Here is a 25,282-nt window from a genome sequence, read left to right on the forward strand (position 1 = left end):
TCCCGCGGACGGAACTGCACTACTCCTGTGGCCCTAGGGCCCCTGTCACGCAGGCCTGACGGCCTCCACCCGCACCGCACACGTCTTGAACTCCGGCATTCGCGAAGTCGGGTCCAGGGCCGGGTTGGTGAGGGTGTTGGCGCGGCCCTCGCCCGGCCAGTGGAAGGGCATGAAGACGGTGTCGGGGCGGATGGCGGTGGTGATGCGGGCGGGTGCGACCGCCCGTCCTCGCCGGGAGATCACTGCCAGCGGGTCGCCCTCGGCCGCCCCGAGCCGCGCTGCCAGGCGCGGGTGCAGCTCCACGAACGGGCCCGGCGCGGCCGCGTTCAGCTCCGCGACCCGCCGCGTCTGCGCGCCCGACTGGTACTGCGACACCACCCGGCCGGTCGTCAGCAGCAGCGGATACTCCGCGTCCGGCTCCTCCGCGCTCGCCCGGTGCGTCACGGGCACGAACCGCGCCCGGCCGTCCTCGGTGGCGAACCGGTCCAGGAAGAGACGCGGGGTTCCGGGGTGCACCGAGGTCTCGGCGTCCTGGGCCGGATCGTCGGGCAGCGCGTCGAGCGCCGCGTCCTCGCCGTCCTCGGCAGCCGCCTCCGTGACCGACGGACACGGCCAGAACACCCCGTTCTCCTGCGCCAGCCGCCGGTAGGTGATCCCCGAGTAGTCCGCCGGGCCGCCGGCGCTGGCCCGGCGCAGCTCCTCGAAGACCTCCTCCGGGTCGGTAGGGAAGCCCTTCTCCACGCCCAGCCTGGCGGCCAGTTCGTGCAGGACGTGCAGGTCGCTGCGGACGTCCGGCGGCGGGGCGATCGCCTGCCTGCGCAGCAGCACCCTGCCCTCCAGGCTCGTCGTCGTGCCCGTCTCCTCGGCCCACTGGGTGACCGGCAGGACGACGTCCGCCAGCTCCGCCGTCTCCGACAGCACGACGTCCGCAACCGCGAGGAAGTCCAGCGAACGCAGCCGCTCCTCGATGTGGGCCGCGCGCGGCGCCGACACCACCGGGTTGGACCCCATCAGCAGCAGCGTCCGGACGTCCGTGCCGAGCGCGTCCAGCAGCTCGTACGCGCTGCGCCCCGGCCCGGGCAGCGAGTCGGGGTCCACGCCCCACACCTCGGCCACGTGCCGTCGCGCCGCCGGGTCGTCCAGCTTGCGGTAGCCGGGCAACTGGTCGGCCTTCTGGCCGTGTTCCCGCCCGCCCTGCCCGTTGCCCTGCCCGGTCAGACAGCCGTACCCGGACAGCGGACGGCCCGCGCGGCCGGTCGCCAGGCACAGGTTGATCCACGCGCCGACCGTGTCCGTTCCCTTGGCCTGCTGCTCCGGCCCGCGCGCGGTGAGCACCATCGCCGACTCCGGCTCGCAGAACAGCCGTACCGCCTCCCGCAGCTGTGGCACGGACACCCCCGTGATCCGCTCCACGTACTCCGGCCAGTGGGCCATCGCCGCCGCCCGGGCCTCCTCCCAGCCGGACGTGCGCTCCTGGATGTACGCCTCGTCCGTACGGCCCTCCGCCACCACCAGGTGCAACAGGCCGAGCGCCAGCGCCAGATCCGTCCCCGGACGGGGGGCCAGGTGCAGGTCCGCCTGCTCGGCGGTCCGCGTGCGGCGCGGGTCCACGACGATCAACGTGCCGCCGTTCTCCCGCAGCTCGCTGAAGAAGCGCAGCGACGGCGGCATGGTCTCGGCGAGGTTGGAGCCGACGAGGATCACGCACCCGGTCTTCGGGATGTCCTCCAGCGGGAACGGCAGCCCCCGGTCCAGACCGAACGCCTTCGTGCCGGCGGCCGCCGCCGACGACATGCAGAAGCGGCCGTTGTAGTCGATCTGCGAGGTGCCCAGCACCACCCGCGCGAACTTGCCGAGCGTGTACGCCTTCTCGTTCGTCAGCCCGCCCCCGCCGAACACCCCCAGCGCGTCGGGGCCGTACCGCTCCCGCGTCGTCCCGAGCCGCTCGGCGATCAGGTCCAGCGCCTCCGCCCAGGAGGCGGGCACCAGCCGGCCGCCGGACCGCACCAGCGGCGAGGTCAGCCGCACCGCCGACGACAGCACCGCCGGGGCCGTACGACCCTTGCCGCACAGCGCGCCCCGGTTCACCGGGAAGTCCACGCGTTCGGTCACCTCGACGCCCCCCTGCGGCAGGGGCGTGATGTTCATCCCGCACTGCAGGGCGCAGTACGGGCAGTGGGTGGGCGTCGAGGTGGTCTCCATGCCGACCAGCGTGCTTCGGGCGTGTTACGTCCCGTGACGGCTCCCTGTTACACGGCCGGGAAGCCGACCTCCCCGCGCCGGTGCGGGCACCGTGAGGCGGCGGTCACCGGCCCGCGGCGAGCGCCCGCGCCACCCCGGGCTCCTTGGGCCCGAGGAACGTCGGGTCCGGATGGAACACCGAGTCCAGCGCCGCCTTGGCCGCCGCGAACACCTCGCGCGTACCGCCGTAGTACCAGGTCACATCGTGTTTGGCGTCGACCCCGATCCCGTACGAGTCCACCCCCGCCGCCTCGCACAGCGCCACCGCCCGCCGGATGTGGAACCCCTGGCTGATCAGCACCGCCCGGTCCACCCCGAAGATCTTCCTGGCCCGCACGCAGGAGTCCCAGGTGTCGAACCCCGCGTAGTCGCTGACGATCCGGTCGTCCGGCACCCCGTGCTTTCCGAGGTACGTGCGCATGGCGTCCGGCTCGTCGTAGTCCTCGCGGCTGTTGTCGCCGGTGACCAGCACGACCTTGATCCGGCCCGCCCGGTACAGCTTCGCCGCGGCGTCGAGCCGGTGCGCGAGATACGGCGACGGCTCCCCGTCCCACAGCCCGGCCCCGAACACCACGGCGACGTCGGTGCGCGGCACGTCCGCCGTCGTCCGCAGCCGGTCCGCCGTCGACACGTACAGCCAGGTGGGAGGCAGCAGCGCCAGCACACACACGGCCATCACGGCCTGCATCAGCCGCCGCTGCCCCCTGCGCGTGCGCGGCAGCCGCGGTCGACGGATCTTCATGCGGTCCCCCAGTGATCGGTCCCCCAGTGATCGGTTCCGACCTTGGAGGACGCGCGGGACACCGATCCGGTTCGCCTCACATCGTGCATCCGTACGACGTGAACGCGCGGAAAATACCCGTGACGGCCCCGCAACGGCGGCGCAACCTCCCTCGGCCAGGATCCTTCCATGACGGCGTCGAACCCTCCTCGCGACGAGTCCCGCATCCACCTCGACAGCACGGCGCACCTCATGAACAGCATCAGCAGCCAGCTCGCCGGCCGGCTCCGGCTCGTCTCGCCGATCGGCCGCCACCGCCCGGCCCCGCCCGCCCTGGTCCTGGTCGCCCACGGCAGCCGCGACCCGCGCGCGCTCGACACCGTACGGGCCCTGACGGACCGGGTACGCGAGCTGCGCCCCGCCCTCCCCCTCCACCTGGGCCACATCGAGCTGAACGAGCCCTTGCTCCCCGACACCCTCGCCGCCCTCGGCGACACCCCCGCCGTCCTCGTCCCCCTCCTCCTCGGCCGCGGCTACCACGTCAAGCAGGACATCCCCGAGATGGCCGCGGCAGCCCCGACACGCGCGCGTGTGGCCGCCCCGCTGGGCCCGCACCCACTCCTGGTGGAGACCCTGTACGCCCGCCTGGTCGAGGCCGGCTGGCCGACCCGGATGGACGAGCCCACGCGTCGCTCGACCGCGGTGGTCCTCGCGGCAGCAGGCTCCCGCGACCCCGACTCGGCGACGGACACCCGCCGCACGGCCCGCCTCCTGGCTGACCGGCTGGGCGTCCCGGTGGTGCCGGCATACGCCTCGGCGGCGACGCCGACGGTGGAGACGGCGTTGCGCGCCTTGACAGCGCGTGGCCGACACAGGGTGGCGATCGCGTCCTACTTCACGGCACCGGGGCGATTCGCTACGCAGTGCGCGGAGCAGGCCCCGTGGATCGCCGCGGCTCCCCTGGGCGCGTACGAGGCGATGGCCCGCCTGATCCTCCACCGCTACGACCAGGCGCGGGCGACGACGGAGGCGGAACTCGCCTCAGCTTGAAACAGCGGCCGGCGGAAATCCCCTGGGGGCGCGGGGCTGTACCGATATGCGGCTCCGCCGCGTGGGCGCGACCAGCCAACGCACCCGCACCCGCCAAATGACAGAACCCGGCAGACGAGTAGGCGCCCGGCACCCCCAATTGTCACTGCCGACCCTTACTGTCGAATCATGGAAGGCACCGCACCCGGGAACGACTACGACCCGACGTCAGTCGAACGCTGGGCACCCGAACCCGACAAACGCCCAGGCCGCACCGCCTTCCAACGCGACCGCGCCCGCATCCTCCACTCCGCGGCCCTACGCCGCCTCGCGGGCAAGACCCAGGTGGTCACCCCGGGAACCCGCACCCAGGCATGGGACGCCAGCCCCCGTACCCGGCTCACCCACTCCCTGGAGTGCGCCCAGGTGGGCCGGGAGCTGGGCGCAGCCCTCGGCTGCGATCCCGACCTGGTGGAGGCGGCCTGCCTCTCGCACGACCTGGGTCACCCGCCCTTCGGCCACAACGGCGAGGTCGCCCTGAACGAGTTCGCCGACGACTGCGGCGGTTTCGAGGGCAACGCCCAGTCCCTGAGGCTCCTCACCCGCATCGAGCCCAAGCGCTTCACCCCCGAAGGCTCCGTCGGTCTCAACCTCACCCGCGCCGCCCTGGACGCCGCCACCAAGTACCCCTGGCAGCGCGGCGACCACCCCACCGACCCGGCGTCCCCGAAGTTCGGCGTGTACGAGGACGACCGCCCGGTGTTCGACTGGGTCCGCAAGACCGCCCCCGGCACCCGCACCTGCTTCGAGGCCCAGGTCATGGACTGGTCGGACGACGTGGCGTACTCGGTGCACGACGTCGAGGACGGCCTGCACGCGGGTCACATCGACCCCAACTGCCTGCACGCGGAGTCCGAGCGCCAGGCGGTGTTCGAGGTGGCCATCGGCCGCTACGTCCCCGCGGACACCGACCCGGCGGAGCTGGCCGCCGCCCTCGACCGCCTCCAGGACGAGGAGTGGTGGCCGCACGGCTACGACGGCACGGCGGTCGCCCAGGCCCGCCTCAAGGACGCCACCAGCCAGCTCATCGGCCGGTTCTGCCTGGCCGCCGAGACCGCCACCCGCGCCGCGTACGGCACCGGCCGGCTCACCCGCTACGGCGCCGAACTCGTCGTACCCCGCGAGACCCGCATGGAGTGCGCGGTGCTCAAGGCGGTCGCCGACCGGTACGTCATGCAGCGCGCCGAGCAGGAGCGGCTCCGTGCCGACCAGCGGGTGGTCGTCGGCGAGCTGGCCGAGGCGCTCACCGCCCGTGCGCCGGACGGTCTGGAGCCGCAGTTCCGGGCGCTGTTCGAGGAGGCACCCGACGACCATGCGCGCAAGCGGGTGATCGTCGACCAGATCGCCTCCCTCACCGACGCCTCCGCACGCTCGCTGCACGCGAGACTGACGGGGCATATGTGAAGGGAACGTGACCCAGGGTGGCCTGATCGGGGCACTCCCTCTTCCCGCATCACGCTGCGTGCGGGACGCTCGCATGTGGCGGCACCCTTACGAGGAGGCATCAAGTGGTCGACGCGGATCAGACATTCGTCATCGTCGGAGGCGGTCTCGCCGGTGCGAAGGCGGCCGAGACGCTCCGGGCGGAGGGCTTCAGCGGCCGGGTGATACTGATCTGCGACGAGCGCGACCACCCGTACGAGCGCCCGCCCCTGTCCAAGGGCTTTCTGCTCGGCAAGGAGGAGCGGGACAGCGTCTTCGTGCACGAGCCGGCCTGGTACGCGCAGAACGACGTCGAGCTGCACCTCGGCCAGACCGTCGACCGGATCGACCGTGTCGCGAAGACCGTCCGCTTCGGTGACGACGGCACCCTCGTCCACTACGACAAGCTCCTGCTCGCCACCGGCGCGGAGCCCCGCCGCCTCGACATCCCCGGCACCGACCTCGTGGGCGTCCACCACCTGCGCCGCCTCGCCCACGCCGAGCGGCTCAAGGGGGTCCTCCAGCACCTCGGCCGGGACAACGGGCACCTCGTGATCGCGGGCGCCGGCTGGATCGGCCTGGAGGTCGCGGCGGCGGCCCGCGAGTACGGTGCCGAGGTCACCGTCATCGAGCCGCTGCCGACGCCGCTGCACGGCGTGCTCGGCCCGGAGCTGGGCAACGTCTTCGCCGAGCTGCACCGCGAGCACGGTGTCCGCTTCCGCTTCGGCGTCCGGTTCACCGAGATCGTCGGCCAGGACGGGATGGTTCTCGCGGTGCGCACGGACGACGGTGAGGAGCACCCGGCGCATGCCGTCCTCGCGGCGATCGGCGCGGCGCCGCGGGCCGCTCTCGCGGAGTCGGCGGGTCTGGAGATCGCGGACCGGGCGCACGGGGGCGGCGTCGTCGTGGACGAACGGCTGTGCACCTCCGACCCGGACATCCACGCGGCCGGAGACGTCGCCGCGTTCCCGCTGGCGCTCTTCGGTACCCGGATCCGGGTCGAGCACTGGGCCAACGCCCTCAACGGCGGCCCGGCCGCCGCCCGCGCCATGCTCGGCGGCGACGTGGTCTACGACCGGGTGCCGTACTTCTTCACCGACCAGTACGACCTCGGGATGGAGTACAGCGGCTGGGCGCCGCCGGGCTCCTACGACGAGGTCGTCATCCGGGGCGACGCGGGCAAGCGGGAGTTCATCGCGTTCTGGATCAAGGAAGGGCGTGTCCTGGCCGGGATGAACGTGAACGTGTGGGATGTCACAGAGCAGATCCAGAACCTGATCCGCTCCCAGACCCGGGTGAACACGGAGGCCCTGGCGGACCCGCACATTCCGCTCGAAAGCCTCGTCTCTTGAGTGTCGGTCCGCCCCCGTAGAATCACCTCGTGGCAGGACGGATCAACGACGAGGACGTGAAGGCGGTACGGGACGCGGTCCCGATCGACGCCGTGGTCTCCGAGTACCTCCAGCTGCGCAACGCCGGTGGCGGCAACCTCAAGGGGCTGTGCCCCTTCCACGACGAGAAGTCGCCGTCCTTCCAGGTCAGCCCGAGCAAGGGTCTCTTCCACTGCTTCGGCTGCCAGGAGGGCGGCGACACCATCACCTTCGTCATGAAGGTGGACCACCTCTCCTTCTCGGAGGCGGTCGAGCGCCTGGCCGCCCAGGCCGGTATCACGCTGCGCTACGAGGAGGGCGGGTACAACCCCGCCCACCAGCGCGGCGAGCGCATCCGCCTGGTCGAGGCGCACAAGATCGCCGCCCAGTGGTACGCCGAGCAGCTCGCCACCAGCCCTGAGGCCGAGACCGGCCGGATCTTCCTCGCCGAGCGCGGCTTCGACCAGGCCGCCGCCGTCCACTTCGGCGTCGGTTACAGCCCCCAGGGCTGGGACCACCTCACCCGCTACCTGCGCGGCAAGGGCTTCAGCGACAAGGAGCTGATCCTCTCCGGCCTCTCCCAGGAGGGCCGCCGGGGCCCCATCGACCGTTTCCGCGGCCGCCTCATGTGGCCGATCCGGGACATCGGCGGCGAGGTCGTCGGCTTCGGCGCCCGCAAGCTGTACGAGGCGGACAACGGCCCGAAGTACCTGAACACGCCCGATACGGCGATCTACAGGAAGTCCCAGGTCCTGTACGGCATCGACCTCGCGAAGCAGAACATCGCCAAGTCCAGCCGGGCGGTCGTCGTCGAGGGCTACACGGACGTCATGGCCTGCCATCTGGCCGGGGTGACGACGGCCATCGCCACCTGCGGTACGGCCTTCGGCGGCGACCACATCAAGATCCTCCGCCGGCTCCTCATGGACAACGGCTCGGCCCGGGTGATCTTCACCTTCGACGGCGACGCGGCCGGCCAGAAGGCGGCCCTGCGCGCCTTCGAGGACGACCAGAAGTTCGCCGCCGAGACCTACATCGCGATCGCCCCCGACGGCATGGACCCCTGCGAGCTGCGCCTCGCCAAGGGCGACGAGGCGGTCGCCGACCTGGCCGAACCCCGCACCCCGCTCTTCGAGTTCGCGCTGCGCCAGATCGTGAGCCGCTACGACCTCGACACCCCGGCCGGCCGCGCGGCCGCCCTGGACGAGGCCGCGCCGATCGTCGCCCGCATCAAGAACAGCGGCGCCCAGCACGAGGTGGCCGTCGAACTCGCCGGCATGCTCGGCATCCTCGACACCCAGTTCGTGGTCAAGCGCGTGGCCCAGCTGGCCCGCTGGGCCCGCGAGCGCGGCGGCAAGGGCGGCCCGCAGCAGCAGCCCCGCGGTCCCCAGCAGCAGTGGGAGGCCGGCCCCCGCCCCGGCCCCTCCGGCCCGGCCCTCACCCTGCGCAACCCCGTCTTCGCCGCCGAGCGCGAACTCCTCAAACTCGCCCTGCAGCGGCCCGAACTGGTCTCCCCGGCCTTCGACGCGTACGGCATCGACGAGTTCACCGCACCGCCCTACGCCGCCGTACGCCAGGCGATCGCGGAGGCGGGCGGCGCCGAGTACGGCATCCCGGACTCGCAGGAGTACCTGGTCCGCGTCCGCGAGGCCGCGCCCGACGACGCCGTCCGCGCGATGGTCACCGAACTGGCCGTCGAGCCGATCCTGCGCCGCACGGTGGACGAGACGTACGCGGGCACCGTGCTGGTGCAGATCCGCCGCCGGGCCGTGGAGCGCCGCATCCGCGACATCCAGTCCCAGCTGACCCGCCTGTCCACCGGCGGCGACCCCGCCCAGCTGGCCGCCGTGCAGAACGAGATGTGGGTCCTGCAGCAGTACGACCAGACCCTGCGCGAGCGGGGCGCGGCAGCGCTCTAGCCGGCCTGGGGCGGGAACGCCGGTGCCACCGCCCGCACCAGGCGTTCCGCGAACTCCTGCCCCCGCGCGGCGAACTGCGGGTACTCGGTGACGAAGTGCTGCCACTCCGTGTGCCCGGCGGCCTGCACGACCTCCGCCAGGGGGATCGGCCGCTCCAGCGAGGGGTTCGGCCACTCGCCCGACTCCCTGACCACCTCCTGCAGCAGCTCGTGGGAGAGCGGATGGTGTTCGGCGAGAAGGACGGCGTCGTACAGGTCCTTGCCCTGCGGATATATGTCTGTGATCAGCCACATGAGCTTCCAGGCGAGCGACAGCCCGGGCGTCGCGGCGAGCAGGGTCGCACCGCCCGGCAGCTCCACGGGCTCGGGCGCCTCCGGCAGCCGCTCGTTGAAGACGAAGTCGAGCTGGACGTGCCCGCCGGGCAGCCCGGGTGCCGACCAGGGCAGGACCATGCGACGGCCGGGTACCCGCTCGTAGGTCCAGATGTCCTCCACGACGGCCTTCCGTGCGGAGAAGCGAACATCGCCTTCCCGGGCCTCGGCCGCCTCCGCGATGCCGTCGAGCATGCGGGCGGTGCGCTCCTCGTTGATCCGCCGGTCGGCCGGTACGACGACGAAGTCCAGGTCACCGGGGTCTCGGGCGGACTCCCCGAACCACATCGACATCAGCATGCTGCCGCGCAGCACCAGCGCATCGGCCCACTCGGAGTCCGAGATCGAGGCCAGCACGAGATGCAGCGCCTGCCGACGGGCCGTACGCCATGCCTCGCCGCGCGCCGGGTCGGTGAAGGCGGGGTCGGTGGCCCGGTAGGCGTTCTGGTACTGCTTCAACGCCGGCTCGAAGACGGGCCGCTGGGTCACGCCGTCGCCGGGCACCCAGGTCAGCGTCCGGGGCAGATCCTTCGCCTGCCGAGTCGCGTCGTCCAGCGGCTCGTGCGGGATCTTCTCGCTGCGCCATCCGAACTCCCGCCATGTCCCGCTCATCCGCGCACCCCCTGAGACACCGGCTCCTCGAGCCACCCCTCGTCCACCGACTCGTCGCTGTCGTAGAGCACGAACTCCCGCTCCACGGACAGCACGTCGAACCCGTCCAGCTCCGTCAGCAGCCGCTCCAGCGCCCGCCCCGCGTCCTCGTCCGCCACGCCCCGGCAGCGCTGCGTCACGAACCGCTCGTGCCGTCCGCCTCGGTGCACCCACCGGGCGTTCCACGACAGGTGCGCGCCGTGCGGGACGACCCGTGCGGTCAGTGCGCCGAGGTCGGTGTCCGCGTCCAGCAGCAGCTTCACGTGGTGCTCGAAATACTGTCCGCCGGACCGCCCGCCCCCGCACGGCCCGTCCGGCACCTCCGGTGCCCACGGCACCGACTCGATCTTCACCCGGACCGGTGCGAAGCCGTCCGCCCGCAGCGCCGCCACGGTCCGGTCCGCCCGCGCCGACTCCTCGGCGTACGACGTCGATCCGGCGAGGGTGAGCATCGGCTGCTGCCGCATCCGGCCGCGGGCCAGCACGATGTGCGTCAGCTTCAGCCCCGCGGCGGCGGCCCAGACGTGCAGCCGCTCCGCCTCGGCGGGGGCCGCACAGTCGACGGTCACATGGGTTTCGTACAGGAGTCCGGACATCGGGAGATCGTCGCAGACCGGCCGGGGTGCGGCACCCGTGTTTCCGGCCCTGGTCACCAACCGGTCACGAGCCGGATGCAAAAAGTCACCGCACGCCCCTCGTGGCGGAGATGTGTCTTACCCCACACTGGGGGCGGTGCCCGAGTCCCCAGGGCCTGTCCAGGAGCGCAGGCCGTCGACTCTCCGCTCCCGAAGTACCGCTGCCGCACACCTTGAGCAGCGATCATCCTGGAGGTCGCCCCCGTGCAGACCCAGACCCTCAGCCAGACCGACAGCAGCACCAGCACCACCGCCGACGAGTCGGACGCCGAGTCCGACGTCCTCGTGGCCGTGCCCCCGCAGGGTCGCGCCCTCGGCCACCCGGAAGGCGTCCCCGAGCCGGCGGAGCCGCCCGCCGAGGCGCTGCGGGAGGAACCGGACGAGCCCGACGCGCCGGAGGAGACCCCCGAACCGGTCGAGGCCCCGGCCGCCGCCCGTGCCGAGACCGGCGGGCCCTCCTCGGACCTGTTCCGGCAGTACCTGCGCGAGATCGGCCGCATCCCGCTGCTCACCGCGGCCGAGGAGGTCGAACTCGCCCGCCGGGTCGAGGCGGGGCTGTTCGCCGAGGAGAAGCTGGTCAGCACCCCCGACCTGGACAGCGAGCTCGCGCTCGACCTGGACCGGCTCGTCGTCATGGGCCGGATGGCCAAGCGCCGCCTCATCGAGGCCAACCTGCGGCTCGTGGTCTCCGTCGCCAAGCGGTACGTCGGCCGCGGCCTGACCATGCTCGACCTGGTCCAGGAGGGCAACCTCGGGCTCATCCGGGCCGTGGAGAAGTTCGACTACGCCCGCGGCTACAAGTTCTCCACCTACGCCACCTGGTGGATCCGGCAGGCCATGTCCCGCGCCCTGGCCGACCAGGCCCGCACCATCCGCGTCCCCGTGCACGTCGTGGAGCTGATCAACCGGGTCATCCGGGTGCAGCGCCGCATGCTCCAGGAACGCGGCTACGAGCCGACGCCGGAAGAGGTCGCCGCCCATCTGGACCTGCCCCCCGAGCGGGTCGGTGAGGTGCTGCGCCTGGCCCAGGAGCCGGTGTCCCTGCACGCCCCGGTCGGCGAGGAGGACGACGTCGCGCTCGGCGACCTCATCGAGGACGGCGACGCCACGAGCCCCGTCGAGTCGGCCGCGTTCCTGCTGCTCCGCGAGCACCTGGAGGCCGTGCTCTCCACCCTCGGCGAGCGGGAGCGCAAGGTCGTCCAGCTCCGCTACGGCCTGGCCGACGGCCGCCCGCGCACCTTGGAGGAGATAGGGCGCCTGTTCGGCGTGACCCGGGAACGGATACGGCAGATCGAGTCGAAGACGCTGAACAAGCTCAGGGACCACGCCTTCGCGGACCAGTTGCGGGGATACCTGGACTGAGGGGGCCGCCCACCTGACGTGAGCGACCCCCGGGCATCAGTCGACCTCGGCCACGGCCTGTGCGAACTGGGCCTTGTACAGCCGCGCGTACGCCCCGTCCGCCTCCAGCAGCTCCGCGTGGGCGCCCTGTTCGACGATCGAGCCGTTCTCCATCACCAGGATCGTGTCGGCGTCCCTGATGGTGGAGAGCCGGTGCGCGATGACGAACGAGGTCCGCCCGTCGGCGAGTTTGGCCATCGCCTTCTGGATGAGCACCTCGGTGCGGGTGTCGACGGAGCTGGTCGCCTCGTCCAGCACCAGGATCGTCGGGTCGGACAGGAACGCCCGCGCGATGGTGATGAGCTGCTTCTCACCGGCGCTGACCCCCGTGCCCTCGTCGTCGATCACGGTGTCGTACCCCTCGGGCAGGGTTCGGATGAACCGGTCCGCGTGGGCCGCCCGCGCCGCCTCCTCGATCTCGCCCCGGACGACGTCGCGCGAGGCGCCGTACGCGATGTTGTCCGCGATGCTGCCGCCGAACAGCCAGGTGTCCTGCAGCACCATGCCGATCCCGGCCCGCAGTTCGTCCCGGGACATCTTCCGGATGTCCACGCCGTCCAGGGTGATCCGCCCGCCCGAGACGTCGTAGAACCGCATCAGCAGGTTGACCAGTGTCGTCTTGCCGGCACCGGTCGGGCCGACGATCGCCACCGTCTGCCCGGGCTCCACCGTCAGCGACAGGTCCTCGATCAGCGGCTTGTCCGGGTCGTACCGGAAGGACACGCCCTCCAGCGCCACCCGCCCGCGCAGCTCCGCCGGCCGCTCGCCCGGCACCGGATCCGCCTCCTGCTCCTCCGCGTCCAGGAGTTCGAAGATCCGCTCGGCCGAGGCGACACCCGACTGCACCAGGTTCGCCATCGACGCGACCTGCGTCAGCGGCATCGAGAACTGCCGCGAGTACTGGATGAAGGCCTGCACGTCACCGATGGACAGCGCGCCCGACGCGACCCTGAGGCCACCGACGACCGCCACCAGCACGTAGTTCAGGTTCGACACGAACATCATCAGCGGCTGCATCACACCGCTGTTGAACTGTGCCTTGAACCCGGCCTCGTACAGCGCGTCGTTCTGCTCGGCGAACTGCTTCGCCGACTCCGCCTGCCGCCCGAACACCTTCACCAGGGTGTGCCCGGTGTACATCTCCTCGACGTGCGCGTTCAGTTTGCCGGTGGAGCGCCACTGCTGCACGAAGTGCGGCTGCGACCGCTTGCCGACCCGGGTGGCGACCACGAACGACAGCGGCACCGTCACCAGCGCGACCAGCGCGAGGATCCAGGAGACGTAGAACATCATCGCGAGCACGCCGATGATGGTCAGCACCGAGTTGATCAGCTGGCCCATCGACTGCTGGAGCGTCTGCCCGATGTTGTCGATGTCGTTGGTGGCCCGCGAGAGCACCTCGCCGCGCTGGCGCTTGTCGAAGTACGACAGCGGCAGCCGCGACAGCTTCGTCTGCACGTCCTCGCGCATCCGGTACATCGTGCGGTTCACGGCCCGGTTGACCAGCCGGGTGGCGACCGCCATCAGCAGACCGGCGACCAGGAACGTGCACAGCGCGAGCAGCAGGACGTTCCCGACGGCATCGAAGTCGATGCCCTTGCCGGGGGTGAAGTCGGTGCTCTTCAGCATGTCCGCGATGGAGCCCCGGCCCCCCTCGCGCATCGACTGGAGCACCTGCTCCTTGGTGGCCCCGGCCGGCATGTTCCGGCCGACGATGCCTGCGAACACCAGGTCGGTGGCCTTGCCGAGGATCTTCGGGCCGATCACGTTCAGGGCCACGCTGACGACCACGCACAGCAGCAGGGCGTAGATGGTGACCCGTTCGGGTTTGAACCGGGCGACGAGCCGTTTGCCCGACCCCTTGAAGTCCATCGAGCGCTGGTCGGGGCCGCCCCCGGCCATCATGCGTCCCATGGGCCCGGCCATCAGGCTGCCTCCGCTTCCGTGAGCTGGGAGAGCACGATCTCCCGGTACGTCTCGTTCGTCGCCATCAGCTCGTGGTGCCGGCCGGTGCCGACCACCAGGCCCTCGTCCAGCACGACGATCCGGTCCGCGTCCCGGATGGTCGCCACGCGCTGGGCGACGATGACGACGGTCGCCTCGGCGGTCTCCTGGGCGAGCGCCGCGCGCAGCGCCGCGTCCGTCGCGTAGTCGAGCGCGGAGAAGGAGTCGTCGAAGAGGTAGATCTCCGGGCGCTGGACCAGCGTGCGGGCGATGGCGAGGCGCTGGCGCTGACCGCCCGACACGTTCGTGCCGCCCTGCGCGATCGGCGCGCCCAGGCCGCCCTCCAGCTTCTGCACGAAGTCCTTGGCCTGCGCCACCTCCAGCGCGTGCCACAACTCCTCGTCGGTGGCGTCCGGGTTGCCGTAGCGCAGGTTGGTCGCGACCGTCCCCGCGAACAGGTACGGCTTCTGCGGCACGAGCCCGACGGTCTTCGCGAGCAGCGCCGGCTCGACCTGCTGGACGTCGACACCGTCCACCAGGACCTCGCCCTCGGTGGCGTCGAACAGCCGCGGGACCAGACCGAGCAGCGTCGACTTGCCGCTGCCGGTCGAGCCGATCACGGCGGTCGTCTCACCGGGCCTGGCCACCAGCTCGATGGACTTCAGCACAGGCTCCTCGGCACCCGGATAGCGGAAGCCCGCGCCCCGGATCTCCAGATGCCCGTGCCGGCGCAGCTCGACGACCGGGGAGTGCGGCGGCACCACGCTCGAGTCGGTGTCCAGGACCTCCTGGATGCGCTCGGCGCACACCTCCGCGCGCGGCACCATCATGAACATGAAGGTGGCCATCATCACGGACATGACGATCTGCATCAGATAGGCGAGGAACGCGGTCAGGTCGCCGATCTGCATCCCGCCGCTGTCGATGCGGTGCGCGCCGAACCACACCACCGCGATCGACGACAGGTTCACCACCGTCATGACGATCGGGAACATCAGAGCGAGCATCCGGCCGGTGGCCAGCTGCATCTCGGTCAGGTCGCCGTTGGCCTTCCCGAACCGGTCCTGCTCGTACTCGTCCCGGACGAAGGCGCGGATCACCCGGTTGCCGGTGATCTGCTCGCGCAGCACCCGGTTCACCGTGTCCAGGCGGACCTGCATGGACCGGAACAGCGGCCGCAGCCGGCGCACGATCAGCGTCACGGAGATGCCGAGCACGGGCACGACGGCGACGAGCACCGCGGACAGCGGCACGTCCAGGCCGAGCGCCAGCACGATTCCGCCGACACACATGATGGGCGCCGACACCATCAGCGTGAACGTCATCAGGGCCAGCATCTGGACCTGCTGCACGTCGTTGGTCGTACGGGTGATGAGCGAGGGCGCCCCGAAGTGACCCACCTCACGGGCGGAGAAGGACTGTACCCGGTCGAACACGGCGCCGCGCACGTCCCGGCCGAGCGCGGAGGCGGTGCGGGCGCCGTAGTACACGGCACCGATGTTGCAGACGACCTGGGCCAGCGAGATGCCGATCATCAGGGCGCCGAAGGTCAGGATGTAACCCGTGTCCCCCTTCACGACACCCTTGTCGATGATGTGCGCGTTGAGTGTGGGCAGATAGAGGGTGGCGCAGGTCTGCAGGAACTGCAGCAGCACCAGAACAGCTATGGGTTTCTTGTAGGGCCTGAGGTAGGTCCGCAGAAGTCGTATGAGCACGCCACGTCTCTCGGATCGGCGGTGGGGGGCTGGTCGGTTGCCCCTGGCCCCTATCGTCGAACACTCCACCCGCGTTACCACAACCGATTAACCCAACGGCGGCGCCCGTACGGCCTTGTGGGTTTGTGGCGCTATGGGCGAAATGCCCCCGGATGGGTCTGCTCTCGCACCGACACGAACTGCTGCCGCACGGCCTGACCCACAGCCAGTTCGTCGCCCGGCTCCAGGACCTGCGCGGCCGGCCCCGGCCAGGCCGGCGGGGTGCGCGGGTCGAGTGTGCCCTGTGACACACCGAGCGCCCACGCGGCCTGCCGGGCCGCGCCGATCGCCGCGTAGTCGGCGGGCTGCGGTACGACGACCTGCGCACCGAACAGCGAGGGTGCCGCGGCCTGCACGGCGGGCAGCTCGGCGGCCGGGCCCAGCAGGAAGATCCGCCGCACCTCCACGCCCCGCCCGCGCAGCACGTCCAGCGCGTCGGCCAGCCCGCACAGCATGCCCTCGAACGAGGCCCGCGCCAGATGTTCGGGCTTCATCGACTCGCGCCGCAGCCCGGCGAGGGTCCCGGCGGTGTGCGGCAGATTCGGCGTCCGCTCACCCTCCAGGTACGGCAGGAGCACCAGCCCGTGCGACCCCGGCGTCGACTTCATCGCCAGCTCGGACAGGCTCTCCAGGTCCGGCAGGCCGAGGAGTTCGGCGGTGCCGCGCAGGGTGCGTACGGCGTTCAGCGTGGTGACGACCGGCAGGTGCATCCCGGTGGCGTCGGCGAGGGACGTGATCATCCCGCTCTGGTCGGCGAGCGCCTCCGGGTGCACGGCCATCACGGACCCGGAGGCCCCGAGCGACACGACCGCGTCCCCGAGCCCGATGCCGAGCCCGAACGCGGCGGCCATGGTCTCCCCGGTCCCGGCCGAGATCAGCAGCCCCTCCGGGGTCGTACCGGCCGCGTCCGCCGGGCCGATCACCTCGGGCAGCATCGCCTGGTGGCCGAGCGCCAGCTCGACCAGGTCGGGCCGGTAGCCGCCGGTGGCGGCGGACCAGTACCCGGTGCCGGAGGCTCCGCCGCGGTCGGTGGTCCGGCGCACGGGCCGTCCCAGCAGCTGCCACACCAGCCAGTCGTGAGCCTGCAGGAGAGCGGCGATTCGGCGGGCGCTCTCGGGTTCGTTCTTCGCGAGCCAGCGCAGCTTGGTCACCGGCTGCGCGGCCTGCGGCACACAGCCGACCGCCTGTGCCCAGGCCTCCCGGCCGCCGAGCGCGTCGATGAGGTCGGCCGCCGCGACCTGTGCCCGCTTGTCGCCGCCGACCAGCGCCGGACGCACGGTGTTGCCCTGCGCGTCCAGCGGGATCAGCGCGTTCTGCTGCGAGGAGACACCGATGGCCTGCACACCCTCCAGCAGACCGCCCCCCGCGGCCTCGCCCAGGGACAGCAGCCAGGCCTGCGGATCCACGTCGCTGGGCCGCCCGCCCGCGCCTTCCGGCGTCTCCACCGGATGCGGGGCGTACCCCTGCCTGAGTACGGCGCCCGTGTCCGCGTCACAGACGACGATGCGCGTGAAATCGGGCGAGCTGTCCAACCCGGCGACTATCCCCATGTCCGAAATTCTGCCGCATCGCTGCGCCTGCTTTGGCCGTGGGCGCCTACTCGTTGCGGGCGTGTCGGTCGGCGGGTGCGCGTCGTGTGTGGCTGGTCGCGCCCACGCGGCGGAGCCGCGAACCGATACAGCCCCGCGCCGCTCAGGGAGTGACGGTGCCCCTGGTGAGAAGGCCCCCTACGTGTTGCTCGTGCCCCAGTCGTCCTCCGGGAAGCCGTTGGCGTTGCGTTCGCGGAGGGAGCGGACGCGCTGGGCCACCGAGTCGGGGACGTGGTCGCCGACCTTGTGGGTGACCGTGTGGAAGGCCTTGCCCGCGTACACGCGGCCCTGCTGGGCGGCGGTCTCCGCGGTGTTGCGTACGGCGGGGTTCTGCGCGATCTGACGAGCGGATTTCTTCAGCTGCTCGTAGCGCTCGCGTCCGGCCCTGGTGCCGAGTACGTAACCGAGGGCCAGTCCGGCGACGAACGTGAGCCGGTAGCGCATGGCTGCCACCCTTCCCTGGGGTAGGTCTGTGGTGCGGCGTCGGGACCAGGGGGGAACCGATTGGCGGAGCACCCCCCTGCTTGCGCTAATGTATGTGTCGCAGCGAGCGCCCGCCGCCTGGCGAACACCCAGGTAGGTACGTTCGATGCAACGAGGCGATCCTCCGTAGCTCAATTGGCAGAGCAGCCGGCTGTTAACCGGCAGGTTACTGGTTCGAGTCCAGTCGGGGGAGCTTCGGTCCTCCGTAGCTCAATTGGCAGAGCAGCCGGCTGTTAACCGGCAGGTTACTGGTTCGAGTCCAGTCGGGGGAGCGCGCTGAACGAGGACCCTACGGGGTCCTTTTTCATGCCCGCGGGAACCACGGCGTGCGCGCCGAAGTCCTCAAGGTCAGGAAGCAGCGCAGAAGCCGACCATCCGAAGCGGGAGATCGTATGAGCGGCTATGCTGCGGCAGACGGCGCGCACACATGTACGCGACACGCCGCTATGGGGCGGTAGCTCAGCCGGTTAGAGCAGCGGACTCATAATCCGTCGGCCGTGGGTTCGAGTCCCACCCGCCCCACCAGGCACCGCAGATGCAGAAGCGTTTCTACCTGCGGGGACGTGAGAAAGGGGGTCGCCGCTCCGAGGCGGCGACCCCCGTTCACTCGCTCAGACCAAGATCCAGGGGTCCTACAGGGGCCGAAGGCGTCCGAGATGCAACGAGTGTGCCGAAAGCCTTGGAATCACCTGGGGTGACCACGCTCGGCTGGTCAGGGAGCGTGATGGCGGTGAACCCACTCGAATCACTGGCCGGCCACCGAGGGCCCTGCCGGTGGGGGCCGATTTCGCCCTACCGCAGCGTGACATGCCCTGCGGGCCCGAAATCGCCGGAGCAACCGCGAACGCTGCTGGCACGCGCGCCCTCCAGAGCGAGGCAGCCGCCGGTGACGCGACCGCCGGCAGTGCGAGCTGACGCTCTGGCTTCGTCGCGCGCCCCCGCACACAGACCGCAGGCCGTCGAGTCGGGCCGGCCTGGTCGACGGCTGGAGGTTCGGGCCGGATGCGGTCGCCCTGGTCCTGGCGGCTGTCAAGCGCGGCGACGACACGCGCGCTGCCCAAGCGGTGGATCGTCGAGCGGTGCTTCGCGCATCCGATGCGCACACGCCGTCTGGTCCGCGACTTCGAACGCCGCACCGCCAGCGCCGAGGCGGCGATGTGCTGGTCGGTGATCCTGCTCATGCCGAAGACCGCCTGTGCCGGTCACTGCCGCACGGTCGACCGCCGGCGCGTCGGTGTGGGTCAGCCGGTGGCCCGACGGATCAGCCGGGTCGGGGTGATCACCGAGGACAGGGGGCGGCCGACGCTGTCCTCCTTCGCCGGTTCGTCGAGACTGCGCAGCAGCAGCCGCACCATTAGCCGGCCCATTTCCTCGATCTCCTGACGGACCGTGGTCAGCGGGGGGTCGGTCAGCTCGGCCACCTTGGCCATGTCGTCGAAGCCGACGACCGCGACGTCCTCCGGTACCCGGCGCCCGTGCTCCCGCAGGACGCGCAGTGCTCCGCAGGCCATGAGGTCGGAGGCGACGAAGACGGCGTCCAGGTCCGGGACGCGGCCCAGCAGCTCGGCCATCGCCCGTGCGCCGCCTGCTTCCGTGAAGTCCCCTTCGACGATGAGCTTCGGGTCGGCGTCCATGAGCATGTCGTGGTAGCCGTCGAGCCGGTCCACGGAGGCCGTCTGGTCCATCGGCCCGGTGATGGTCGCGATGCGTGAACGTCCCAGCGAGATGAGGTGGCGCACGGCCTCGCGGGCGCCGCCGCGGTTGTCGGAGTCGACGTACAGGATGCTGCGGTCCGCTTCCGCCCCCGGCCACCCGGGGCGGCCGCCGAAGACGGTCGGAATCCCCACCCGGCGGGTGATGGCGGGCAGGGGGTCGTCGTTGTGCAGGGAGAACAGCAAGGCGCCGTCCGCGTGGCCGCCGGCGAGATAGCGGCCCACGCGGTCGTAGTCGGCCGTTCCCTCGACCAGCAGCAGCACGAGCTGGAGGTCGTGGCCGGCCAGTTCCCGGCTGATGCCGAGCAGTTGTTCGGCGAAGAACGGGTTGGAGAAGACCTTGGTCTCCGGCTCGGCGACGATGACGGCGATGGCCCCGGTGCGCCGTGTGACCAGCGTGCGGGCCGCGTGGTTCGGTACGTACCCCAGTTCCTCCACTGCGCTGCGGACCTTCTCCACCAGGGCCTCGCGTACGCCGCTGCCTCCGTTGACGACACGGGAGACGGTGGCCCGGGAGACGCCGGCCCGTTCGGCGACGGCTTCCAGGGTGGGGCGGGGTACGAAGCTCTGGTCGGACAAGGAGCACTCCTCTCGGGACGGGAACAGGGTAGCTCCCGCGTGACCGGGTGAGAGCCCCTTCATAGAGAGCGCTCTCATCGGTTCACGTACGAAAAGGCGTCCGACCGGTCCGATCCCGCGAGCGTGGCGCGGCTCCCCCGGCACCCCGGCGGCGGTCAGTCCTGCGGCAACCTGCCGTGAGCCACCACATCCGCGTACCAGCGGGCGCTGTCCTTCGGCGTGCGGCGCCCGGTCGCGTAGTCCACGTGCACTATGCCGAAGCGCTTGCTGTAGCCGTAGGCCCACTCGAAGTTGTCCAGCAGCGACCACACGAAGTAGCCGCGGATGTCCGCGCCGGCCGCCATCGCCCGGTGCACGGCCTCGAGGTGCGCCCGGAGGTAGGTGACCCGTTCGGGGTCGTGGACGGCTCCGCTGGGGTCGGCGTAGTCGTCGTAGGCGGCGCCGTTCTCGGTCACGAGCAGCGGGGTGTCCGGCAGTTCCTCCCGCAGCCGCGTCAGCAGCTCGTACAGGCCCTCGGCGTCCACCGGCCAGTCCATGGCGGTGCGCGGGCCCGGCGCGGGTACGAACCGCGCGTGGTCCTGTGCGGCCGGCCACGGCGAGGGCAGGGAGTGGGAGCCGGCGGCGACCACGGTCGGGGTGTAGTAGTTGATGCCGAGGCTGTCGACGGGGCGGGAGATCACCGGCAGGTCGCCGTCCCGCACGAAGGACCAGTCCGTGAGCTGCGCGGTGTCCGCCCGCAGGTCCTCCGGGTAGCGGCCGTGGAAGACGGGGTCCAGGAAGATCCGGTTGGCCAGCGCGTCGATGCGCCGTGCCGCGTCCGTGTCGGCGGGGCTGTCGCTCAGCGGGCGGACGGCGGCGAGGTTCAGTGTCAGCGACACCTCGGCCGACAGGTGCGCCTGCTCGCGCAGCACGCCGACGGCCAGGCCGTGGGCCAGGTTCAGGTGGTGTGCCGCCCGCAGCGCCGCCTCCGGCTCGGTGCGGCCCGGGGCGTGGACGCCTTCGGCATAGCCGAGGAACGCCGCGCACCACGGCTCGTTCAGAGTCGTCCAGGTCCGTACGCGGTCGCCGAGCGCCTCCGCCACGAGGGCCGTGTAGTCCGCGAACCGCTGCGCCGTGTCGCGCTGGGGCCAGCCGCCCGCGTCCTCGAGTTCCTGCGGGAGGTCCCAGTGGTAGAGGGTCAGCACAGGGCGGATGTTCTTGGCGAGGAGCTCGTCGACCAGGGCGCGGTAGAAGTCGAGGCCCTTCTGGGAGGCCGGGCCGCGCCCCGTCGGCTGCACGCGGGGCCAGGACACGGAGAAGCGGTAGTCCGTCAGGCCCAGGTCGGCCATGAGCGCGACGTCCTCACGCATGCGGTGGTAGTGGTCGGCCGCGATGTCCCCGGTGTCGCCGTTGCGTACTTTGCCCGGCGTCCTGCTGAACGTGTCCCAGATGGACGGTGTCCGGCCGTCGTCGTCCGCTGCTCCTTCGATCTGGTAGGCGGCGGTGGCGGCGCCCCAGCGGAACGCCGGTGGGAACGTCACCGCGGCGGCGGTCGCGGTGTGGGGGGCGATGAGGGTCATCGGGGCTCCGTCGTGGTTGTTGCGGATGGTGGTGACCGGGGCTTTTTTTCAGCCCTGTTGCGGGGAGGATCGACCGCGCCGGGGGCACAGGGCGGTGGACCGGGGACCGTCCGGGGCGGGCGCGTCGCGCCCGCCCACGGCGGTGCGGGGAGAGCCGCGCCTACCCCTTCACGGCGCCCTGCATGATGCCGCCCACGATCTGCCGGCCCAGCAGGCCGAAGACGAGGAGCACGGGCAGGGTGCCCAGCAGGGTGCCGGCCATGATGACGGACTGGTCGTGGACGTATCCCCCTCCCAGCTGCCGCAGGGCGACCTGAACCGTCGGCTCCTGCGAGGTCAGCGCGATGATCGGCCAGAAGAAGTCGTTCCACGAGGCCATGAAGGTGAGCATCGCGAGGACGGCCATGCCGGGCCGCGCGATGGGGACGACGATGCTCCAGAAGATCCGCGCTGTGGACGCGCCGTCGACGCGGCCCGCCTCTATCAGCTCGTCGGGCAGCGCCTGCACGAGGTACTGGCGCATGAAGAACACACCGAAGGCGGACACGAGCCCGGGCAGGATGACGGCCTGGAGCTGGTTCACCCAGTGCAGCTCGGCGATGACCATGAACAGCGGGATCACGCCGAGCTGCGGCGGAATCATCATCGTGCCGATCGTGAGCGCGAGGAGCGCGTTGCGCCCCCGGAAGTGCAGTTTGGCGAAGGCGAAGCCGGCCAGCGTCGAGCACAGCACGGTCCCCGCGGTCACCGATCCCGAGACGATCAGGGAGTTGAGCACTGCCTTGCCGATGTCGGCCTGCTGAAGCACCTGCTGGAAGTTGTGGATCAGGTTGCCGCCCGGCAGCAGCGCCGGCGGAGACTTCGCCAGGTCCGCGTTGGAGCGTGTGGCCGCCACGATCGTCCAATAGAAGGGGAACGCGGAGACCAGTGCGGCGGCGATGAGGAGCGCGTAGGCGAGACGGCCCCCGTGGTGCTGGCCTCCCGCCCGCCCCCCGCGCGGGCGGGGGGCAGGTCGGGAGGGCCCGGCGGTCTTCTTGGTGCGCTGCGGCGTGGCGAGTGCGGTCATCGCTTGGTCTCCTTACCGCTGCGGCGGCGGGCGAGGGCGGTGTTGACCAGCACCAGGAGCACGATCAGGAGGAACATCACCCAGGCGACGGCGGCGGCGCGGCCGAGGTGGAAGAAGCCCCAGCCCTGTTCGTACATGTAGAGGCCGAGGGTCTGGTACTGGTGCGAGATGCCGCCGGAGATGCTGCCCTCGAACAGCAGCGGCTCGCCGAACAGCTGGGTGGCGCCGATCGTGGACACCACGATGGTGAACAGGATGGTGGGGCGCAGGCCGGGCAGCGTGACGTGCAGGAACTGCCTCCACCGGGAGGCACCGTCCAGCTCGGCCGCCTCGTACAGGTCGGCCGGGATGGACTGCATTCCGGCGAGGTAGATCAGCGCGTTGTAGCCGGTCCAGCGCCAGGTGACGATGGTCGAGACGGCGATCTGCGAGGCGACCGTGCCGGACTGCCAGTCGACCGGGTGGATGCCGACCATGCCGAGCAGATAGTTGATGAGCCCGAAGTCGCGGCCGAAGAGCTGGGCGAAGACGAGGGTGGCCGCGGCCACGGACGTGGCGTACGGCAGCAGCATGGTGACGCGGAACAGGGTGCGGCCGCGCAGCTTGTAGTTGAGCAGGTGGGCCAGGCCGAGCGCCATCATCAGCTGCGGCACGGTGGAGATGACGCCGATGGTGAAGGTGTTGCGCAGCGCGGTCCAGAAGTACTCGTCACCGAAGAGCGCGGTGTAGTTGCCGAGGCCCCGCCACTCCATCTGCCCCGGCGTCTGGAGTTCGACGCGGTAGAGGGAGACGTACGCGGTGTAGAGCAGCGGGAACAGCCCGAAGGCGGCGAACAGGGTGAAGAACGGCGTGATGTACGCGTACGGCGACAGCCGGGCCAGGCGCCATCGCAGGGGGGCCGGCGGCCGCGTGGTCCGCGCCGAGGCGGTGGCGGTCAGGGGCATGGGCGAGACCTTCGGTCGGGGGGCAGGTCGGGGGAGGTCCGTGGGGGAGCGGCAGGGCAGATGCCTCGAGGACAGGGCGCGAAGGGCCGGTGACAGCCGGGAGAGGTCCTTCGCGCCCGGGAGGGGGTCAGCCGACCGCGTTCTCGATGCCCTTCTCCGCGTGGCTCCAGGCGGTGCCGGCGCTGGTGCCCTTCTGTTCGACCTCGCTCAGGGCGTCGGTGATCTGCTGTGTCACATCGCCGTCGTGCACGCCCAGCACCTGCACGGGAGAGGTCTCGGCGGCCTTGCCGAAGATCTCGCCGGTCGGGGCGTTGCTGAAGTAGGCGTCCTTGACGTCCTTGACCGCCTCGATGGCGCCGAGGCTGGAGGGGAAGCTGCCCTGCTTCTTGAAGAGCTTCTCCTGCTGCGGTGCCGCCGTCAGCCACTTGATGAGCTCGTACGCCTCCTTCGCGTGCGGCGAGCCCTTGGGGATGGCCAGGTACGAGCCGCCCCAGTTGCCCGCGACGCCACCGGGCAGCGGGGCGACGTCCCACTTGCCCTGGCCGCCGTTGCCGGCCTGGCCCTTGATGTAGCCCAGCATCCAGGCGGGGCAGCCGATGGTGGCGAAGGACCCGCTGCTGAACGCCTGGTTCCAGCCGGGCGTCCACTGCCTGAGCTTGGCGCTCAGGCCTTCCTCGGCGGCCTTGACCGAGGTGTGCCAGGCCGACTTCACGGCCGGGTTGTCCTGGTAGACGAGCTTTCCGGAGGCGTCGTAGTAGCGCTCCTTCTGCTGGCCGACCATCAAGGAGTAAAGGCTGCCGACGCTGTCCATCCAGTGGCTCTTGGAGCCGGCCTTCGCCTGGTACTGCTTACCCAGCTCGAGGTAGCCGTCCCAAGTGGACCACTTCTTGGCCAGCTCGTCGCGGTCGGTGGGCAGTCCGGCCTTCTTGAACAGGTCGGTGCGGTAGCAGATCGCCTCGGGGCCGACGTCGGTGCCCAGGCCGAGTGCGCGGCCGTCGGCCGTCGTGGCCGCCGCCCACTTGGCCGGGGAGTAGTCGTTCTTGAGGTTCTGGGCGCCGAACGCGTTCAGGTCCTCGAACTTGTCGGCCTGCTGCTGGGTGACCGCGGCGACGCGGCCCACCTCGATGCCTTGGACGTCGGCGAGACCGCCACCGCCCGCGAGCCGGGTCTGCAGCGCCTTCCAGTAGTCGTTCTCCTGCTCGGTGCTGGACTCCTTGATCGTGACGCTCGGGTGGAGCTTCTCGTACTCCGCGTACAGGCCGGCTTCCTTGAAGCCGAACGTGCCGAACAGGTCGACCGTGAGCGTGACCTTGCCGCCGTCGCTCGCGGACGAACCCGACGAACCGGACCCGCAGGCGGCGAGGAGAGCACCGGCGAGTGCGACCGCCCCGAGTCTGAGGGTGGTGCGTCTGACGGCTCGGGAGATGGGCATGGAAGCCTCCCATGGCTTCGGGACGGGATGCGGGCGTGAGATCTGAGAGCGTCGTTCGTGAGGGCTCTTGAGAGCGCTCTCAGACGGTGCCCAGGAGATTGCCGCAGCGGCGCAGACCCCGTCAAGAATCGAATGCATAACGGATCGGATCGGGCCGCGCCCGGGCTCTCTGGGGTCGTCGTCGGCGACGTTCAGGGGCGGGCTTGTCCGGCGAGAGCTGGGCAGGAGGCGAACGGGGAGCGTCCTGGCGCACCCGTGCCGGATGCGGCTGCGGCGGGGATGGTCGTGGCGGGGAAGCCCGCAGGCAGGTCTCGCCCGGTCTCACGGTCGAAGGTGTGCCGGAGCGAGGGCGGCGGCCGGGATGCACGGCACGCACCGCGGGGAGGGGTGGCGGCGGGAA

General features: G+C 71.2%; 17 protein-coding genes, 3 tRNA genes and 1 pseudogene. 8 read left to right on the plus strand and 13 right to left on the minus strand.

The features are described from left to right. Positions 1-45 precede the first annotated feature (45 nt). Positions 46-2,202, minus strand: a complete 2,157-nt coding sequence (locus ACWC5O_RS22075; protein WP_450589865.1) for a molybdopterin oxidoreductase family protein — start codon at positions 2,200-2,202, stop codon at positions 46-48. Between the two features lie 103 nt (positions 2,203-2,305). Next, positions 2,306-2,983, minus strand: coding sequence for a SanA/YdcF family protein (locus ACWC5O_RS22080; protein WP_450589866.1), 678 nt, complete (start codon positions 2,981-2,983; stop codon positions 2,306-2,308). Positions 2,984-3,151: 168 nt separating this feature from the next. On the opposite strand from ACWC5O_RS22080, the gene ACWC5O_RS22085 reads away from it, so the two are divergent. From ACWC5O_RS22085 to dnaG, 4 genes are all read left to right on the plus strand, one after another. After that, the gene (locus ACWC5O_RS22085) at positions 3,152-4,012 is read left to right on the plus strand and encodes a sirohydrochlorin chelatase (protein ID WP_450589867.1); all 861 of its coding nucleotides are present in this window, start codon (positions 3,152-3,154) and stop codon (positions 4,010-4,012) included. A 168-nt stretch (positions 4,013-4,180) separates the two neighbouring features. Then, positions 4,181-5,455 (plus strand): deoxyguanosinetriphosphate triphosphohydrolase, encoded by a 1,275-nt coding sequence (locus tag ACWC5O_RS22090; RefSeq protein WP_450589868.1) that lies wholly within the window; start codon positions 4,181-4,183, stop codon positions 5,453-5,455. Positions 5,456-5,559: 104 nt separating this feature from the next. Continuing rightward, complete coding sequence (locus tag ACWC5O_RS22095; protein WP_450589869.1) at positions 5,560-6,825, plus strand: NAD(P)/FAD-dependent oxidoreductase; 1,266 nt, start codon at positions 5,560-5,562, stop codon at positions 6,823-6,825. 29 nt (positions 6,826-6,854) lie between these two features. Next, the gene (dnaG, locus tag ACWC5O_RS22100; protein ID WP_450589870.1) at positions 6,855-8,762 is read left to right on the plus strand and encodes a DNA primase; all 1,908 of its coding nucleotides are present in this window, start codon (positions 6,855-6,857) and stop codon (positions 8,760-8,762) included. Here the strand turns inward: dnaG and ACWC5O_RS22105 are convergent. Then, on the minus strand, positions 8,759-9,745 hold the full coding sequence (locus ACWC5O_RS22105) for a nucleotidyl transferase AbiEii/AbiGii toxin family protein (RefSeq protein WP_450589871.1): 987 nt from the start codon (positions 9,743-9,745) through the stop codon (positions 8,759-8,761). The two genes, dnaG and ACWC5O_RS22105, sit on opposite strands and share 4 nt — an antisense overlap. Next, the gene (locus ACWC5O_RS22110; protein WP_450589872.1) at positions 9,742-10,380 is read right to left on the minus strand and encodes a hypothetical protein; all 639 of its coding nucleotides are present in this window, start codon (positions 10,378-10,380) and stop codon (positions 9,742-9,744) included. The genes ACWC5O_RS22105 and ACWC5O_RS22110 overlap by 4 nt, the downstream gene beginning before the upstream one ends. 200 nt (positions 10,381-10,580) lie before the next feature. On the opposite strand from ACWC5O_RS22110, the pseudogene ACWC5O_RS22115 reads away from it, so the two are divergent. Further along, positions 10,581-11,781 (plus strand): annotated as a pseudogene (locus ACWC5O_RS22115) (RNA polymerase sigma factor). A 36-nt stretch (positions 11,782-11,817) separates the two neighbouring features. On the opposite strand, the gene ACWC5O_RS22120 reads toward ACWC5O_RS22115, so the two are convergent. The 4 genes from ACWC5O_RS22120 to ACWC5O_RS22135 form a co-directional block, all read right to left on the minus strand. Then, positions 11,818-13,746 carry an ABC transporter ATP-binding protein gene (locus ACWC5O_RS22120; RefSeq protein ID WP_450589873.1) on the minus strand — a complete coding sequence of 643 codons (1,929 nt, stop codon included), beginning with the start codon at positions 13,744-13,746 and terminating at the stop codon, positions 11,818-11,820. Beyond that, on the minus strand, positions 13,746-15,479 hold the full coding sequence (locus ACWC5O_RS22125; RefSeq protein WP_450589874.1) for an ABC transporter ATP-binding protein: 1,734 nt from the start codon (positions 15,477-15,479) through the stop codon (positions 13,746-13,748). The genes ACWC5O_RS22120 and ACWC5O_RS22125 overlap by 1 nt, the downstream gene beginning before the upstream one ends. A 131-nt stretch (positions 15,480-15,610) precedes the next feature. Continuing rightward, positions 15,611-17,068: a xylulokinase gene (locus ACWC5O_RS22130; RefSeq protein ID WP_450589875.1), complete on the minus strand. Its 1,458-nt coding sequence runs from the start codon at positions 17,066-17,068 to the stop codon at positions 15,611-15,613. Positions 17,069-17,245: 177 nt separating this feature from the next. Beyond that, positions 17,246-17,551, minus strand: a complete 306-nt coding sequence (locus ACWC5O_RS22135) for a YtxH domain-containing protein (RefSeq protein WP_450589876.1) — start codon at positions 17,549-17,551, stop codon at positions 17,246-17,248. 159 nt (positions 17,552-17,710) lie between these two features. Here ACWC5O_RS22135 and ACWC5O_RS22140 point away from each other — a divergent pair. The 3 genes from ACWC5O_RS22140 (at position 17,711) to ACWC5O_RS22150 (ending at position 18,115) form a co-directional block, all read left to right on the plus strand. Then, a tRNA-Asn gene (locus ACWC5O_RS22140) sits at positions 17,711-17,783 on the plus strand. A 6-nt stretch (positions 17,784-17,789) separates the two neighbouring features. Then, positions 17,790-17,862 (plus strand) — tRNA-Asn (locus ACWC5O_RS22145). Between the two features lie 176 nt (positions 17,863-18,038). Beyond that, positions 18,039-18,115 (plus strand) — tRNA-Ile (locus ACWC5O_RS22150). Positions 18,116-18,831: 716 nt separating this feature from the next. Here the strand turns inward: ACWC5O_RS22150 and ACWC5O_RS22155 are convergent. From ACWC5O_RS22155 to ACWC5O_RS22175, 5 genes are all read right to left on the minus strand, one after another. After that, on the minus strand, positions 18,832-19,881 hold the full coding sequence (locus ACWC5O_RS22155; protein ID WP_450589877.1) for a LacI family DNA-binding transcriptional regulator: 1,050 nt from the start codon (positions 19,879-19,881) through the stop codon (positions 18,832-18,834). Between the two features lie 155 nt (positions 19,882-20,036). Further along, complete coding sequence (locus tag ACWC5O_RS22160) at positions 20,037-21,440, minus strand: GH1 family beta-glucosidase (RefSeq protein WP_450589878.1); 1,404 nt, start codon at positions 21,438-21,440, stop codon at positions 20,037-20,039. Between the two features lie 160 nt (positions 21,441-21,600). Beyond that, complete coding sequence (locus ACWC5O_RS22165) at positions 21,601-22,506, minus strand: carbohydrate ABC transporter permease (protein WP_450589879.1); 906 nt, start codon at positions 22,504-22,506, stop codon at positions 21,601-21,603. Continuing rightward, positions 22,503-23,450: a carbohydrate ABC transporter permease gene (locus ACWC5O_RS22170; RefSeq protein ID WP_450589880.1), complete on the minus strand. Its 948-nt coding sequence runs from the start codon at positions 23,448-23,450 to the stop codon at positions 22,503-22,505. The genes ACWC5O_RS22165 and ACWC5O_RS22170 overlap by 4 nt, the downstream gene beginning before the upstream one ends. 127 nt (positions 23,451-23,577) lie before the next feature. Continuing rightward, entirely contained in the window at positions 23,578-24,882 is a 1,305-nt protein-coding gene (locus ACWC5O_RS22175; RefSeq protein ID WP_450589881.1) for an ABC transporter substrate-binding protein, read from the minus strand. Between the last annotated feature and the right edge of the window lie 400 nt (positions 24,883-25,282).

This window comes from Streptomyces sp. NPDC001450, assembly GCF_053597295.1.